14 protein-coding genes and 3 riboswitches are annotated in these 15662 nt (G+C 41.4%); of the genes, 6 read left to right on the top strand and 8 right to left on the bottom strand.

The window, feature by feature from the left end; translation table 11 throughout:
* Nucleotides 1-60: 60 nt before the first annotated feature.
* Nucleotides 61-105: riboswitch (PreQ1 riboswitch) on the bottom strand.
* A 71-nt stretch (nucleotides 106-176) separates the two neighbouring features.
* Complete coding sequence (locus JVX94_RS07910; protein WP_095408337.1) at nucleotides 177-1220, bottom strand: YkvI family membrane protein; 1044 nt, start codon at nucleotides 1218-1220, stop codon at nucleotides 177-179.
* Between the two features lie 244 nt (nucleotides 1221-1464).
* Between JVX94_RS07910 and JVX94_RS07915 the strand changes: the two genes are divergently transcribed.
* The 3 genes from JVX94_RS07915 to motB all read left to right on the top strand — a co-directional run bounded on the left by JVX94_RS07915 (nucleotide 1465) and on the right by motB (nucleotide 5498).
* Nucleotides 1465-3567, top strand: coding sequence for an ATP-dependent Clp protease ATP-binding subunit (locus JVX94_RS07915; RefSeq protein WP_205185141.1), 2103 nt, complete (start codon nucleotides 1465-1467; stop codon nucleotides 3565-3567).
* Nucleotides 3568-3943: 376 nt separating this feature from the next.
* On the top strand, nucleotides 3944-4738 hold the full coding sequence (gene motA / locus JVX94_RS07920; RefSeq protein ID WP_111291313.1) for a flagellar motor stator protein MotA: 795 nt from the start codon (nucleotides 3944-3946) through the stop codon (nucleotides 4736-4738).
* Nucleotides 4731-5498 (top strand): flagellar motor protein MotB, encoded by a 768-nt coding sequence (gene motB, locus JVX94_RS07925; protein WP_205185144.1) that lies wholly within the window; start codon nucleotides 4731-4733, stop codon nucleotides 5496-5498. Before motA ends, motB begins: the two co-directional genes overlap by 8 nt.
* A gap of 228 nt (nucleotides 5499-5726) precedes the next feature.
* Here motB and mhqR read toward each other — a convergent pair whose 3' ends face one another.
* Nucleotides 5727-6182 carry a MarR family transcriptional regulator MhqR gene (mhqR, locus tag JVX94_RS07930; RefSeq protein WP_205185147.1) on the bottom strand — a complete coding sequence of 152 codons (456 nt, stop codon included), beginning with the start codon at nucleotides 6180-6182 and terminating at the stop codon, nucleotides 5727-5729.
* A 204-nt stretch (nucleotides 6183-6386) separates the two neighbouring features.
* Between mhqR and JVX94_RS07935 the strand changes: the two genes are divergently transcribed.
* Nucleotides 6387-7892: a sporulation kinase KinD gene (locus JVX94_RS07935; protein ID WP_197197785.1), complete on the top strand. Its 1506-nt coding sequence runs from the start codon at nucleotides 6387-6389 to the stop codon at nucleotides 7890-7892.
* Between the two features lie 46 nt (nucleotides 7893-7938).
* On the opposite strand, the gene JVX94_RS07940 is transcribed toward JVX94_RS07935, so the two are convergent.
* The 6 genes from JVX94_RS07940 to JVX94_RS07965 all read right to left on the bottom strand — a co-directional run bounded on the left by JVX94_RS07940 (nucleotide 7939) and on the right by JVX94_RS07965 (nucleotide 12989).
* Nucleotides 7939-8181 (bottom strand): aspartyl-phosphate phosphatase Spo0E family protein, encoded by a 243-nt coding sequence (locus tag JVX94_RS07940; protein ID WP_034322108.1) that lies wholly within the window; start codon nucleotides 8179-8181, stop codon nucleotides 7939-7941.
* A 300-nt stretch (nucleotides 8182-8481) separates the two neighbouring features.
* Nucleotides 8482-9012 (bottom strand): 1,2-dihydroxy-3-keto-5-methylthiopentene dioxygenase, encoded by a 531-nt coding sequence (locus tag JVX94_RS07945; RefSeq protein ID WP_095408332.1) that lies wholly within the window; start codon nucleotides 9010-9012, stop codon nucleotides 8482-8484.
* A 16-nt stretch (nucleotides 9013-9028) separates the two neighbouring features.
* Entirely contained in the window at nucleotides 9029-9667 is a 639-nt protein-coding gene (locus JVX94_RS07950; protein ID WP_205185150.1) for a methylthioribulose 1-phosphate dehydratase, read from the bottom strand.
* On the bottom strand, nucleotides 9631-10326 hold the full coding sequence (locus JVX94_RS07955) for a 2-hydroxy-3-keto-5-methylthiopentenyl-1-phosphate phosphatase (protein WP_205185153.1): 696 nt from the start codon (nucleotides 10324-10326) through the stop codon (nucleotides 9631-9633). Before JVX94_RS07955 ends, JVX94_RS07950 begins: the two co-directional genes overlap by 37 nt.
* Nucleotides 10326-11546 carry a 2,3-diketo-5-methylthiopentyl-1-phosphate enolase gene (gene mtnW, locus JVX94_RS07960; protein WP_205185156.1) on the bottom strand — a complete coding sequence of 407 codons (1221 nt, stop codon included), beginning with the start codon at nucleotides 11544-11546 and terminating at the stop codon, nucleotides 10326-10328. Before mtnW ends, JVX94_RS07955 begins: the two co-directional genes overlap by 1 nt.
* Nucleotides 11547-11652: 106 nt before the next feature.
* Nucleotides 11653-11754, bottom strand: a riboswitch (SAM riboswitch).
* Nucleotides 11755-11798: 44 nt separating this feature from the next.
* The gene (locus tag JVX94_RS07965; RefSeq protein ID WP_095408328.1) at nucleotides 11799-12989 is read right to left on the bottom strand and encodes a pyridoxal phosphate-dependent aminotransferase; all 1191 of its coding nucleotides are present in this window, start codon (nucleotides 12987-12989) and stop codon (nucleotides 11799-11801) included.
* 164 nt (nucleotides 12990-13153) lie between these two features.
* A riboswitch (SAM riboswitch) is annotated at nucleotides 13154-13311 on the top strand.
* Nucleotides 13312-13391: 80 nt separating this feature from the next.
* Here JVX94_RS07965 and mtnK point away from each other — a divergent pair.
* Both mtnK and mtnA read left to right on the top strand, forming a co-directional pair.
* The gene (gene mtnK, locus JVX94_RS07970) at nucleotides 13392-14585 is read left to right on the top strand and encodes an S-methyl-5-thioribose kinase (RefSeq protein WP_205185159.1); all 1194 of its coding nucleotides are present in this window, start codon (nucleotides 13392-13394) and stop codon (nucleotides 14583-14585) included.
* Between the two features lie 6 nt (nucleotides 14586-14591).
* Nucleotides 14592-15653: an S-methyl-5-thioribose-1-phosphate isomerase gene (mtnA, locus tag JVX94_RS07975; RefSeq protein ID WP_095408327.1), complete on the top strand. Its 1062-nt coding sequence runs from the start codon at nucleotides 14592-14594 to the stop codon at nucleotides 15651-15653.
* Nucleotides 15654-15662 lie beyond the last annotated feature (9 nt).

Consider the following 15662-nt stretch of genomic DNA (forward strand, 5'->3'; position numbering starts at 1 on the left):
ACATGTGTATGAGGTGTCCCAGCCATAAAAAATAAAAAATGCCACATCCAAGGATACGGCAAGTCCTTAGTTTTTTATAGAGGGTTTTGCTAGAACCTCTCCCGTCTTCACGGATTTTTGTTCAATTTTCACAGAGGATAGTGTACCACATATTTTTCATACAGGCTATCCTTTCTTTACTTATCTAGCGGTGCAGGCACTTTTTTCAGACAAAGAAAGAGGATAAAAAAGATGCTGACATAGCCAAAAACCGGATAAACCGTTGAAATCAGTGTACCGTAACCAATTTTACTAATCACATAGCAGCATATGAGAATAAGGGATATCGTAAAGATGCTGTTTATTCGGATATATGCCCTCACTTGTCTCTCCAGCCCGTATAAATTGCCTATGACGGATGTAAAAACTTCACCGAAGATGACAAATAGATAAATGAGATGAATGGAGTTTGCGACTTGATACACTACCTGGGCCATTGGGATATCAAACGCCTCCAGCATATCTAATGAAGAAAGAGATAAAAAGCAAGCAAGCAAAATGAGTGTCAGCATGACGCCCCCAAGCACCGCTCCCTTTTTAATGACTGCTTCAGAGGTCATTTCATTTGCGACGGGTACTAACACTGCCTGTGACAGTGCTAAATTAAAGGCACCATATGACACTGCTGATAATATCCACTCGCCCTCACCCATTTGCAGCGCAAGAACATAACTTTCACTGCTGCTAAACACAAATGAATCAAGAAACACGATCATTGAAAAGAAAATCAGCATTGGAACGACAAGGACGTTGACTCCAAATAGCCCTTTTGAACCTTTAAAGAGTACAATGACGCTCAGAATGATCGTCAAAAAGATCCCATACTCCTTCGATATACCAAGCTGTTCTTCAAAAATAGCCCCTGCACCTGAAATCATGACTGAGGTGACACCAAGTAAAATAAAAAACATTATAATATTAATATAACGACTCGCAGCTGTGCCAAATAAAAAACGATTCATATCTTGATAAGACTCTGCTTCGATTCGCTTCGAAATCAGCATCATTTTTGCACCTAGACCAGTAAAAATAACGCCGCTAATCAGGATTCCTAATAGTCCAATCCAGCCAAAACGAACAAAAAATTCTACGATTTCTTTTCCTGTCGCAAACCCAGCTCCAACCACTGTTCCTACATATACAAAGGCAAGCTGAAAAGCGGATTCATTTGAACGTTTCATGTGACCCCTCCGCACCCATCACTTTCGATTGTCTCTTGTTTATCCTATGAGACAAGTTCCTTGAAAAGAAGGACAAACCATGATTAAATGCAAAAAAGGATTTTTTATCGTCTTTGAGCAAAACAGTTGAAAGTCAAAATAGGTCAGAGTATACTATAGTCAAAGATGGTCAAACAACAGACCATTTTCTTTAACATTCATTGGTCAAATAAAGTCAAACTTTATTTTAAGGAGGTTATGGCAAATGCGTTGTCAACATTGTCAAGTAAATGAAGCAACTATTCGCCTGAATATGCAAGTGAATTCGTCCCGGAGCCAAATGGTTTTATGTGAAGACTGCTACACCTCTTTGATGGAGCAGTCAAAAATGAAAATGGGACCTCAGCTGTTTGGAGGAAGTTCATTTTTCTCTCAGCCAGCAGGACATGCCCCAAACGGGGAGCAGCCAAAACAAAAAGGCTTACTTGATGAGCTTGGCCGTAACTTAACAGATGGAGCAAATGCTGGTTTAATTGATCCAGTCATTGGCCGTGATGAAGAAGTCGCAAGAGTCATTGAGATTTTAAATAGAAGAAATAAAAATAATCCTGTTCTTATTGGTGAACCAGGTGTTGGGAAAACAGCGATCGCAGAAGGACTCGCGCTGAAAATTGCGAGCGGCGATGTGCCAAATAAATTAAAGAACAAACAAATCTATTTATTAGATGTCTCCTCACTTGTCGCAAACACAGGTGTACGCGGTCAATTTGAGGAAAGAATGAAGCAGTTAATCAAAGAACTGCAAAGCCGTAAAAATATCATCTTATTTGTAGATGAAATCCACCTTCTTGTGGGCGCAGGCTCTGCAGAAGGATCAATGGATGCTGGAAACATTTTAAAACCAGCCCTTGCAAGAGGCGAACTGCAGCTAGTAGGTGCGACGACATTAAAAGAATATCGCCAAATTGAAAAAGATGCTGCACTCGAACGGCGCTTCCAGCCCGTCATCGTAGATGAGCCAACACAAGATGAAGCGATCGACATCTTAAAAGGCATTCAAGATAAATACGAGGCCTATCATGGTGTCACCTATTCAGATGAAGCAATCAAAGCGTGCGTTCAATTATCTTCGCGGTATATTCAAGACCGTCATTTACCGGATAAAGCCATTGATTTAATGGATGAAGCTGGTTCAAAAGCGAACCTCTCCATTGATGCAGCAAGTGAAGATGAGCTGACAAACCGATTAGCGCAAATTGCCGCAGAAAAACAAGCTGCGCTAAAAGAAGAACAATATGAAAAAGCAGCGAAGCTTCGCGATGAAGAAGAAGCCATTGAAACAAGACTTCAAAACAAAACAACTGACAAAGAACATATCGTCACAGCAGAGGACATTCAGACCATTGTGGAACAAAAAACAGGCATTCCTGTCGGTAAACTGCAAGCAGACGAACAAACCAAAATGAAAGAAATTGACGTCCGTCTAAAAGCACGAGTGATTGGGCAGGAGCATGCGGTTGATAAAGTGGCCAAAGCCGTGAAAAGAAGCAGAGCTGGATTAAAATCGAAACATAGACCAACAGGCTCCTTCCTTTTCGTTGGACCAACAGGTGTCGGGAAAACCGAATTGTCTAAAACGTTAGCTGAAGAATTATTCGGTTCAAGAGATGCGATCATTCGTTTAGATATGAGTGAGTACATGGAAAAACACTCTGTGTCCAAACTCATCGGTTCTCCTCCTGGTTACGTTGGACATGATGAAGCTGGCCAGCTGACTGAAAAAGTGCGCAGAAAACCATACAGCATCATTTTGCTGGATGAAATCGAAAAAGCACACCCAGATGTACAGCACATCTTCCTTCAAATCATGGAAGATGGCCGCTTAACAGACAGCCAAGGCAGAACGGTCAGCTTTAAAGATACAGTCATCATTATGACAAGTAACGCAGGCAGCGCAGATAAAACGGTCAAGGTCGGCTTCCAGTCTGATCAAGAAGAAGCGATTGAGGAACAATCACTCATTGATTCACTCAGCAGCTACTTCAAACCAGAATTCTTGAACCGTTTTGACAGCATCATTCAGTTTGATTCATTAGACAGAAATGATTTAGTGAAGATTGTTGATCTTCTGCTCAATGAGCTGTCAGAGCAATTAAAAGAGCAGAATTTAACAGTCCATGTCACAAATGAAGCGAAAGAAAAAATCGCAGAGCTTGGATATCACCCTGCATTTGGTGCTCGTCCACTTCGGAGAACCATCCAAGAGCACGTTGAAGATCAAATGACGGAGATCTTGCTTGAAGAGGAGCAGCTTTCTGGATTTACTGTGGATGTTGAACATGACGAAATCGTCGTAAAAAAAGGATAACTACATCTTCAGGATGATATGCATCTCCATCATGTTGCGGCGTCTAAGTTCCATCTGAACACCGACGCTCCCCCGCCTCTTTTCCTTTACGATAAAAGAAAAAGAGGTGAATCACATGATGAATTGGAGCTACGATCTTGTCAAAATCATGTATGAAGAAAAATTAAAAGAGCTGCTTCATTTAGATGAACCAGCTCAAAACGATTAAATGGAGACTCCCTTTATATGAAAGGGAGTTTCTTTTTACGCAGATAGAAAGCGCTTTCGTCAAAATTTCTTCACAGAAACTGCCTTAATTTGATATTCAGACTAAAACCCTTCTAGAAGACACCGATATTAACTATAGAAAAAGTTAGTTAAAGGATTTGGTGAGATAATGGACAAAACATCGTTAATAGGTATTATTTTAGCAATAATTGCACTTGGTGTAGGTATGGTTTTGAAAGGTGTGAGTCTAACCGCTCTTATCAACCCGGCAGCTATATTAATCATTATTGCTGGGACAATTTCAGCTGTTGTCATTGCATTCCCATCTAGTGAAATTAAAAAAACACCAAAATTGTTCGGTATAATCTTCAAAGAGAATCAACTTCCAACGATTCAAGAAATGATCCCACTATTTTCAAACTGGGCACAAATCGCGCGTCGTGAAGGTCTTTTGGCATTAGAAGCTAGCATTGAGGAGGTCGATGATGATTTTCTTAAGAATGGCTTAAGCATGGCAGTTGATGGCCAAAGCGCCGAATTTATTCGGGACATCTTAACAGAAGAAGTTGACGCCATGACTGAACGACATCAATCAGGCGCATTAATCTTTACACAAGCAGGCACATACGCTCCATCACTTGGTGTACTTGGGGCCGTTGTCGGGCTCATTGCCGCACTAGCCAATATGGGAGATATTGAGCAGCTTGGACACGCGATCAGTGCTGCCTTTGTTGCCACACTGCTTGGGATTTTTACTGGGTATGTATTATGGCATCCATTTGCCAACAAGCTGAAGCGTAAGTCAAAGGAAGAAGTAAAGCTTCGTCTAATTATGATTGAAGGTATTCTTTCTGTTCTTGAAGGTCAATCTCCAAAAGTGATTGAACAAAAACTTCTCATGTACTTACCAGCAAAAGAACGTGCAAATCTTGTCATTGAAGAAGGAGAAAAGCAAAATGGCTAGGAAACGGAAAAAACATGATCATGAGGACCATGTAGACGAGTCTTGGCTCCTCCCTTATGCCGATCTTCTGACGCTTCTTGTCGCCCTATTCATTGTGCTTTTTGCATCTAGTTCGATTGATGCGGCAAAGTATGAACAAATGGCCAAGTCTTTTAATGTAGTTTTTACTGGCGGTACTGGTGTCATGGATCAATCCAGCATGCAAAGCACGGAAGAAACTGAGCACAGCAACCAGACAAAAAAAGCAGCCGAGGAAGAAGATGAAGAAGCCAAAGCAAAGGCTAGGGACCAAGCGGTTCTCACAAAGGTCAAAAAGCAGGTCGATTCATTCATTGCAAATAAAAAACTTGGTGCCAAGCTCGAAACAAAGCTTACAGATGAAGGTCTTCTTATTACGATTGAGGACAGTATCTTCTTTGATTCTGGGCGGGCAGTTATTCGCTCTCAGGATGTCCCGTTAGCAAAAGAAATCTCAAAGCTTCTCGTCATTAATCCTGCTCGTGACATTGTCATTAGCGGACATACGGATAATGTACCGATCAGAAATTCAGAATTTGAATCAAACTGGTATTTAAGCGCCATTCGTGCTGTAAACTTTTTAAATATTCTTCTTGAAAACAGCAATCTAAACCAAGAGAACTTTAGTACAAAAGGATACGGCGAATTCAAACCGATTGCCTCAAATGATACAGCAGAAGGCAGAAGTAAAAACCGGCGTGTAGAAGTACTCATTTTACCGATTGAGAAAAAAGCGAAATAAAAAAGGAAGCCAGCGGCTTCCTTTACAGATTGTTGACAAAGGGCTAAAATGATTTCTATTTTAGTCCTTTGTCTTCTTTTCAGCATGATTGAAAACCTTTGCAGTCTAGGAAGGACGAGTACCGGAGCAGAGCGAATTCGATATTCGTGAGCACCGGCACGCAGGACTGACACCGAATGCGAAGGATTGCCTGCGCGCTGAAAAGGAAGCCAGCGGCTTCCTTTTTATTTATTCTTGATGATCATATAAATGCTTTGCACGCAGTCCCACATGTTTGAGCATATCAATGCAGGCATCCTTTTCTTCTTCGCTCAGGACGCTGATCATCTCATGAATTTCTTTCGCATGATCTGGGAAGATGTCATCAAGCAAAGCTCGTCCCTGCTTGGTAATATGCGCAAATGTCACCCTGCGGTCTTCTGCACAAGCCTTGCGACTGAGGAGTTCTTTCTTCTCCAATTTATCGACCACATACGTGATGCTGCCGCTTGCAAGCAAAATCTTATCACCGATTTGCTGAAGCGGCTGATCACCTTTATGATACAGCAATTCTAGCACAGCAAATTCAGTTGGATTCAGCCCGTGCTTCACAATATGTTTGTTCATGTGATGATTAATTGAGCGATAGGCACGTGATAATACAATAAATAATTTCAAAGATTTTTCAACATTATAATTTTCCATTTTTTATCATCCTTTATGAAATGCAACCCACTAATGTGACATTAATAAACAATAAGTAAAATGTCAACATTTTGATCCATCTTTAGCACGAAAATGAGACCAGAACGAATCACCTAATTTTTTAAAAATCACACAAGTCATCGTAATAAAGATAGGTTCAATGCTATAATAAGTCTATTAGGTAATACGTTGGAGCGATGAATGATGAGTATACTGAAAGGGTTTTGGAAGAAGATCAGGCTTTACCTTATTTTGGTCATGCTTCCAACCCTAATCATTAGTTATTTTATCTACGAGAAAGAAACTGAAAAAATTGATTTAAAGAACAAACAAACCGCTACACTTATGTTAAATATTCACAAAAATCAAATGAATTATTTAATAAGTGAAACAGAAGCGAGATTAACTTCCCTTGCCATGGGATTTGACCAGCCGCTTGAGACGAAAAAAGTACAAAACATCCTAGAGAAAATCTATAAACAAGAACCTCGTTTTTCAGGTCTGTATCTCCTAGACAAAAAAGGAAATGTAACAGCAAGCACCACCCCGTTAAAAGAAAAAATCAACCTATCATTCAGAGATTACTTTAAACGCATTCAAGTGACCAAACAGACCGTGATCACAGACAACTATGTGAGCCGAATTACTAAACAGCGGATTCTCTCCATTTGTGTGCCTGTTCTGGATGAAAACGATGAAGTCACCAATGTGCTGGTTGCCGCCATTCAAATTGATTATTTAAGAAATATAATGAATGTATTGAATCCTGATCTTCATTTTAAGATGCTGAATCAAAATGGACATGTCGTGTTTACAAGCGGTCCACAGCCAGTATCCGAAAACGGCAGCACCGTGTCTACATATTTAGATGAAAACAGCTGGAAGCTGGAGGTCTTTCCGCAGCGTGCTTCAACAAGTGAAGTGCTGTCTGTGATGCTGATCCCTTTATCCAGTGCTTTTATTTTATTAAATATTTTATTCACACTTGTCCAATACATCGTGTTAAGGCGGCAGACTCAGCAGGAGCGTCATCAAAACGAAGCGCAGAAGCTTGAATTGATCGGAACCCTCGCAGCAAGTACGGCACATGAAATTCGCAACCCATTAACAGGGATTAGCGGATTTATCCAGCTTTTGCAAAAGAAGTATCATTCAGAAGAAGATCAGCTCTATTTTTCTGTCATCGAGGAAGAAATTAAACGGATCAACCAAATCGTCAGTGAATTTCTTGTACTAGGAAAACCAACGGCAGAAAAATGGCAGAACAACTCTGTAAAAGAAATTGTAAGTGAAATCATGCCGATCGTTTTCTCTGAGGCGAACCTTTATAATGTTGAAGTGGATTTGCAGATCAATACGATTCAAGATGTTGGTGTTTATTGCACGAAGGATCATATTAAACAAGTCGTTTTAAATGTAGCGAAGAACTCTTTAGAAGCGATGCCAAACGGCGGTCATTTGAAGATTGTGATCGAGGCAGAAAAAGAACATGTCATCATTAAAGTGAAAGATACAGGTGAAGGCATACCAGAAGAGATGTTAAAACACATCTTCCTTCCCTTTATTACGTCGAAGGAAAAAGGCACAGGTCTTGGGCTTGTCGTGTGTAAACGGATCATTTCAATGTATGGCGGAACAATTGATATTCATAGCGAAGTGAATAAAGGAACGACTGTCATGATCATGCTTCCTTCTGCTCACTCATCCTAGCTGAAGATGCCAGCCGGTTTTGCTTATGCAAGACCGGTTTTTTATGTCAATAAGAGGGACGGTTCACAGATAGAAGACTCATTTGAGACACAAGATCATGAAAGGAGGGGGCAGATTGTTTCTCATGAAAAAGAAGATGCTGATATTCATTCATCAGGTTGTCCAGTTCTTGACTATATTTAATTGTCGTCTCACCAGTGTACCCTTCAACTTGAGCAGCTTCTACCATTTGTTTTCTCTTCTCATCAATGGACATCAGCAATTGTTCTTTCCTTACATAAATATTCATGATCTCAGCTCCCGCAATGATTTCGACTGTCTATGCTCAAAATGATCCGACACCAAAATTATACTTTATTTGTAAATTAAATTAAATATGCTTATTTTATTTAATTTTTTACAGCCTAAAGACCTTTTACCCAATCAAATTTGGGGGTAAACTTCAAATTTGGACAGGACTGACACATTGATTAAACAGAATTTTATCCTATGCAGAAGATCAAAATCAACTATTTTCTTTCTCATTTTATGTCTAATTTCCTAAAAAAAAGCTAATCTTCCGCCTCATGCGGAATGATCAGCTCTAACATTAAACCGTTTCTTCCTCGTAAATTGGCACCCAGCCCTCAGTTGTGACAAATATGCGAACTGCGACCACTTTGCGATCCTCTTGAAGTGTAAAGTAATGACGAATGTTTGGCGGCACAGAAATTAAATCACCTGGATTCAGTCTCACATCAAAAAAGACGCCATCCTTGCCTTGAATAGCAAAGATTCCGTGCCCGCTTACAATAAAACGTACTTCGTCATCTGTATGATGATGCTCACGTTTAAAGTTTTGGAGCAGCTCATCAAGATTTGGTGTAGCATCAGATAATGAAATCACATCCTGCGCTTTGTACCCTCTTTTCTCAGAAATACTTTTGATTTCCTTTTGGAATACAGTCAAAATCTCGTCTTTTTCCTCATCGGTTAAATCATACTTTTCTGATAAACGGTTTGGCAGCTTTTCAATATCCCAATGCTCATAAATGACCCCTTGGTTTTCTAAATATGATGCTACCTCTTGCTCGTTCTCAAGTAATGTGTTCTCTTCGTTATGAATCAAAATCGTCGCCATATGTTTTTCCTCCTTTTTATCTCACAAGCTGCTGTTGATAAAGCGCTAATTTTAAGTGATAGCTAAATAAAAATTCATATGCTTCTAATACTCGTTTTGCTTCAAAGGCTGTTTTTCCCCAGACCGTGATGCCATGATTGCGAATGAGTACAGCACCAGATGACGCCTCTAGTGTCAAATGTTTTGCAAATTGCTCTGCAAGATGCGGAATATGAGCTGGATTTTCAATAATTGGAATCGATACTTCTGCATCCTCTTCCCAATAACCAAGCGCTTTGATGATTTCGTTGCCTTTAAAACGAATCTCTCCCTTATCTCCATACAGCTCTGACATCACATTATTATCGATTGTATGGACATGGAGGCAGCAGCCTGCTTTCGTCTGTTCATACACGTACTTGTGAAGCAGTGTTTCAGCTGATGGTCTAAGCGGCTCGTTCGGATCATGAGGCTGGCCTGCCGCATTCACTAGCACAAAATCTTCATTTGTTTCTTTTCGTTTATCTTTGCCGCTTGCCGTCACCAAAAATGTGATTGGATCATCCGACACCTTGATCGATAAATTACCGCTTGTTCCGAAAAACCAGTCTCTTTGTGCTAGTTCCCGTTTAACGTCTGCTAGTTCCTGCCAGCGTTTGCTCTTTGCGTCTGCCATTCCTTCACTTCCTTTATTTGAACAAATTGCGTGTGTAGATCAATAAATGTGTCATACTCCTTATGTACGAGCCCGAGTTCTTGACATTCATTGAGCAAGTAGTCGCGTGCAAACGTAAGATCCGCATGCTTCGCCGCCTCCACATCGGTCACTGAATCTCCGATCATGATGATGAAGTCATTCTTATGAGTCAGCTTTCGAATGATTGAGGGCTTGCAGCATCCGCAGCCATTTTGACATTGCGTATCGCAGGCATGCGGCCATTCAATCTGAATATGGTCTTCCTCAAATGATGCATGATTGCAATATATATCGTCTCGATCGACAATGCCTTCGAGGATAGGGTAGACAAAAAAGTCCATCCCCCCGCTAAGTACATAGAAAGGAATATCTGCTTTTTTTACCTCATCTACAAATTGCTTAAATCCTTCTCGAATCTCTGTATCCTCTAAAATAAATGATTGAATGGCATCCTTCTGATCACTTGTCAGTAATTGAAACATCTGCCCGACGCCTTCTTGAATGGTGATTTCCTTTGACAGGACACCATCCTTCAGCTTCACCCATTCACTCGGTGCAAATTGTTTCATGATGCGGATGATATTATCATTTTTTGTAATCGTTCCATCAAAATCACAACAGACAATTGGTTTTTTCATTATTCTGCTACCCTTCCCCAAAGATCAAGTGCCGCTTGTAAGTCTTGGCAGGAAGCCGCCTTATCTTGGATGGACTCTTCATGTATCACTGCATCAATGATCGATCGAAAGGCCTTCCCTCCGCCGATAGCTCCCCGCGGATGTCCGTGAATGCCTCCACCTGCATTTATCACATGATCAATTCCAAAATCTTTGATCAATACTGGAACCATTCCTGGATGAATGCCTGCTGACGGGACAGGGAATGTTTTTTGAACCGCATCCTCTTTCACGCAAGCTTCATAGATTCCAAGGGCATCTTTTTTCGAAAGTGCAACCGACCCATAAGGTGAGGGAAAGAGGCTCAAATCAGCACCAGCATATCGATTTAATTTGCCTAAAAGAAGAGAAGGCGAGAATCCATATTCAGGAGAGGATGTCAAAGCACCACTCACAGCGGGATGCGCCATAATAGGCAGTGGAATATCTGGGTCCTCAGCTAAGCTTTGCATGACATCAAGGCCGTAAGCAAAGACATTGAATAAGAGCGCATCTGCCCCAAGTTCAGCGGCCTTTCTCGCTCGATCCTTCAGGTCAAAGGTTCTGCCCGTTAAATTGACAGCATACAGCGTGCGGTGTCCTGTCTCTTCATAAGTTTCTTTTAAAATCTCTTTTCCTTCTTTGATTCGCTCTTCAAACGGAGCTAATGGACTTTCAAATAAAATTTCATCGTCTTTGATGAGGTCAACCCCGCCTAATGCCTGTAAACGGAGCTGCTCTTTTAAATCCTGCATATCACGGCCGATCACGCCTTTAAAAATACTCATCAATAATGGACGATCAAACACGCCCACCTTTTTGCGTATGCCATCAATTCCAAATACCGGTCCTGGCAGGCTTTTTTTAAATCCTTCAGAAAATTGGATATCGACTAGTTTCACTTTTCCATCTAGTGAAAGCTTTCCAAAAATCGTCGTGAAAACAGCTGGTAAATCAGCTGAAAAGTTTGCCTCAGGATAAGCAATGGTCACCTCTGATTGATAAAGACCATTCTCGGCTGGAGCAGCCTTTTCTGATACTTTTTCAACTCTGCCTTTATGCTTATGAAGCTGCTCCTTTTTGAGCTGCGGCAAATCCGTCCATGATCCAACTGTTAAACCAAGCGCGATCTGCTCCGCTTTTCGATTTATTTGTTCATCCTCTCGATGTGTTAATACGTATGTTGCCAGTAATTCACTCACTAGGAATCCCCTTTCGATTGCGTCATTCATGCATATATTCAATAAAAAAACCTCTTCAAGTGCTTCATGAGCGCCTTAAAGAGGTTGTTTCGTGTCATTCATCCGAATCTTATCTCTCAGCGCTTGCTGCAAGAATTAGCACCGTGCTTCATGGAAGTCGGTTGCCGGGCTTCATTGGGCTAGTCCCTCTGCCTACTCTTGATAAGAATATTCAATTTTCTTAAATATTGCCTGAATTATCGCACCATTTTTTTATGTTGTCAATGGCTTTTTTTCAAACAGCTTCAAAGCAGCGATGCGCTGAGCAGCTTCTTGTAACCGCTCCTCACTTGTTAGAAGTCCTACTCGCACGTACCCTTCACCGTGAGGACCAAAGCCATTACCTGGCGCTACAACAACATGTGCCTTCTCTAATAATAAGTCAGAAAAAGCTTCAGATGTATATCCTTCTGGCACCTTTAACCAAGCAAAAAATGATCCCTTTGGTGCACTAACTTCCCAGCCAATTTCTTTGCAGGCAGCAATCCACACATTTCGCCTTTTCTCATATCGATCATTTTGCACCTGTACGCACGTTTGATCGCTTAATAGGGCTTCCGCTGCTGCATCTTGAGTGGCTTTAAACAGGGAGACAAACAGATGATCCTGATAAAGCTCAATGGCTTCAATAACAGACGGATTCCCTGCTGCAAACCCTACTCTCCACCCTGCCATATTGTATGTTTTAGACAATGTGTAAATTTCTATTCCCGTCTCTTTCGCTCCCTCTACTTGCAGAAAGCTGAGCGGCTTTTCTCCATCAAATCCAATGCCGCCATATGCAAAATCATGGACAACACATAGCTTGTGATCTTTCGCAAATTTAACGGTTTCTTCAAAAAATGAACGGCTTGCCGTAGCCCCCGTCGGATTGTTGGGGTAATTTAAGTACATTAATTTTGCCTTTTTCTTATCATCCTCAGGCAGCAAATCGTAGTCAGGTAAAAAATCATTTTTTTCAAGAAGTGGCATGGTTACCATTTGAGCTCCAGCAAGCACAGCGCCTGACCAATAATCAGGATAACCAGGATCAGGGACAAGAAGCGTATCACCCGGATTCAGCAGGCATTGCGGCAGCTCAACAAGCCCTGCTTTTCCGCCAAATAAAATCGCAATCTCCGTCTCTGAATCAAGCGTAACGCCATATTCTCTTTCATAAAAGGCGGCAGCAGCCTTTTTTAATTTCGCTGTTCCACGGAATGAGGAGTATTGATGATTTTCAGGTTTTGCTACCGCTTCCTGCATGGCTTTTACAATATGCGGAGGGGTTGGCTGATCAGGATTTCCCTGCCCCAAATTAATGATATCTGCCCCTTCCTTCACTTTTTTCTGCACTTTTTGGACAAGGGACGCAAAAAATTGCTTCGGTAATTGTTTCAACACATCTGATTGCTGGAATTCCATTTCTTCACCTTCTATTCAAGTTACGTGACAATACAATCACTGTAATGGATTGTTTTATGAATTGTAAAGCAATTTTGAAAAAAGATTGACATGTTAAGCGCAGCTCTGATAATATCTTGAATTAAGAAATGCAAATAGACACGAAACAATTACATATTGATTTCTCTTATCGAGAGTTGGGCGAGGGATTTGGCCTTTTGACCCCAACAGCAACCGACCGTTAATACCACTGTGAAGTGGGGCGCAGCAAGTAAAGCGCCAAGACAATTGTCTTATAGGGCACGGTGCTAATTCCATCAGACGTATGTGCTGAGAGATAAGAGAGGCTTTGAGCATACACACCATCAAGCCTCTTTCTCTCAGGAGAAAGAGGCTTTTTTATATGATTTGGAGGGGAAGCAATTGGTTACACTTACGGCATCATATGAAGAACTAACAGAAAGCTCGGCAGTTGCACTCGCAATTAGACTTGGCTTGATCCAAGAAAGCAGTCATTTAACATGTACTGAAATCGGTGACGGGAATTTAAATTACGTCTTTCATATTTTTGATCACAAACAAGAAAAAGGATTGATCATCAAGCAAGCCCTGCCTTATGCAAAGGTGGTTGGGGAGAGCTGGCCGCTTACATTAGACAGAGCAAGAATTGAAAGTGCCGCCCTGATCAAGCAGTCAGAATATACGCCTCACCTCGTACCAGCAGTCTATTATTCAGATACAGCTCTTGCAGTGACAGCCATGGAGGATCTCTCACACTTAGAAATCGTCAGAAAAGGGCTAATTGCCGGAAAACAATATCCGCATTTATCCGATCATGTCGGCGAATTTTTAGGAAAAACACTTTTTTACACATCTGACTTTGCTACAAATCCGAAAATCAAAAAACAATTTGTGAAGCAATTTACGAACCCTGACCTGTGTGATATCACAGAAAAACTCGTCTTCACAGACCCTTTCTTTGATAGTGAAACAAATGACTTCGAAGAAGAATTAAGAGAATCAGCAGAAGCGCTTTGGACAGATCTTGAAGTGCAGGCGAAAGCAGCAGAATTGAAGCGTATCTTCCTAACATCAGCTGAAACGTTGGTTCATGGAGATCTTCATACAGGCAGTATTTTTGCAAATGAGACTGAAACGAAAATCATTGATCCAGAATTCGCGTTTTACGGTCCCTTTGGATTCGATATCGGCCACTTTATCGCCAATCTATTCCTGAATGCTTTATCTCGCGAGATTGAACACGAGCAGCAGCACCTTTTTGACCATGTCGTCAATGTATGGGCAACATTCAAAGAAGTGTTCACAAAAGCTTGGAAAGAGGACAGCATTGAAGCATTTAGTGTATCGGACAGCTTTTTAGAAACAACATTTGACCGGATTTTAAAAGAAGCGACAGGCTTTGCCGGCTGTGAGCTTGTCCGCCGAACAATTGGTCTTGCTCATGCCGCTGATCTTGATGCGATTCCATCACCAACTAGACGAATTCAGCAGAAAAAAGCAGCACTAACACTCGGAAAAACATTTATCAAACAATATCATGCAGTGGAAACAGCGTCTGACCTCGTCGCATTATTCCAGCCATCTGTAAAGGAGTGACGGGTTTTGTCAAAAGAATTTGAAGTCCCCCGTTCTGTCGAATGGGAAGAAAACCGTATTAACATTTTAAATCAGCAAAAATTACCAACCGAAACCGTATTTGAGCATTTATATACGAAAGAAGATGTGTATGATGCGATTGTGACATTAAAAGTACGTGGAGCGCCTGCGATTGGCATTACAGCAGCTTTTGGACTGGCGCTTAGTGCGCAAGCCATTGAGACAGAAGAAATGGATGTTTTTAAACAAGAAGTCACTCGAATAAAAGAATATTTAAACAGTGCTCGTCCAACCGCTGTGAACCTTGCCTGGGCATTAGACCGGCTGCTGCAGCGCATTAAACGTGCAGCATCAGTGAATGCAGCCAAAACAGACCTTGTCCATGAAGCCATTCAAATTCAAATTGAAGATGAAGAGACATGCAGACAGATCGGTCAAAATGCACTTCAGCTCTTTAAATCAGGTGACCGTATCATGACCATTTGTAATGCAGGCTCCATCGCAACGAGTCGGTACGGAACAGCCCTTGCTCCCTTTTATTTAGCCAAAAAGAAAAATCTTGATCTTCACATTTATGCATGCGAAACACGACCTGTTCTTCAAGGGGCTCGTCTGACAACATGGGAGCTCATGCAAGGCGGCGTGGATGTGACACTCATTACAGATAACATGGCAGCCCATACGATGAAAGAAAAGCAAATTTCTGCTGTCATTGTTGGAGCTGACCGTATCGCCCGTAATGGAGATACAGCGAATAAGATTGGAACGTTAGGTCTTGCCGTTCTAGCCAAACATTTTAACATTCCGTTTTTTGTAGCAGCACCGCTTTCAACCTTTGATGTATCCACCCGCGACGGGTCAGATATTCCAATTGAAGAGCGCGACCCGCTGGAAGTAAAGGAATTAAACGGCGTCCCCATTGCACCGCCCGATGTTCAGGTATTCAATCCCGCCTTTGATGTCACTCCTCATCATCTCATTTCAGGCATCATTACAGAAAAGGGAATTATCACATCAAACTATGCAGAAGAGATTGATGCTCTTTTCGCCGAAAACATCTCCCATTGATCGCAAAAA

Origin of the sequence: Bacillus sp. PDNC022 (assembly GCF_016919285.1) — a bacterium.
Classification (GTDB): Bacteria; Bacillota; Bacilli; order Bacillales; family Bacillaceae; genus Bacillus; species Bacillus safensis.

Bases quoted from the DNA above. Each gene is read 5' to 3' on its own strand.
- JVX94_RS07910 (WP_095408337.1), bottom strand. From the start codon at position 1,220: ATGAAACGTTCAAATGAATCCGCTTTTCAGCTTGCCTTTGTATATGTA.
- JVX94_RS07915 (WP_205185141.1), top strand. From the start codon at position 1,465: ATGCGTTGTCAACATTGTCAAGTAAATGAAGCAACTATTCGCCTGAAT.
- motA (WP_111291313.1), top strand. From the start codon at position 3,944: ATGGACAAAACATCGTTAATAGGTATTATTTTAGCAATAATTGCACTT.
- motB (WP_205185144.1), top strand. From the start codon at position 4,731: ATGGCTAGGAAACGGAAAAAACATGATCATGAGGACCATGTAGACGAG.
- mhqR (WP_205185147.1), bottom strand. From the start codon at position 6,182: ATGGAAAATTATAATGTTGAAAAATCTTTGAAATTATTTATTGTATTA.
- JVX94_RS07935 (WP_197197785.1), top strand. From the start codon at position 6,387: ATGAGTATACTGAAAGGGTTTTGGAAGAAGATCAGGCTTTACCTTATT.
- JVX94_RS07940 (WP_034322108.1), bottom strand. From the start codon at position 8,181: ATGAATATTTATGTAAGGAAAGAACAATTGCTGATGTCCATTGATGAG.
- JVX94_RS07945 (WP_095408332.1), bottom strand. From the start codon at position 9,012: ATGGCGACGATTTTGATTCATAACGAAGAGAACACATTACTTGAGAAC.
- JVX94_RS07950 (WP_205185150.1), bottom strand. From the start codon at position 9,667: ATGGCAGACGCAAAGAGCAAACGCTGGCAGGAACTAGCAGACGTTAAA.
- JVX94_RS07955 (WP_205185153.1), bottom strand. From the start codon at position 10,326: ATGAAAAAACCAATTGTCTGTTGTGATTTTGATGGAACGATTACAAAA.
- JVX94_RS07965 (WP_095408328.1), bottom strand. From the start codon at position 12,989: ATGGAATTCCAGCAATCAGATGTGTTGAAACAATTACCGAAGCAATTT.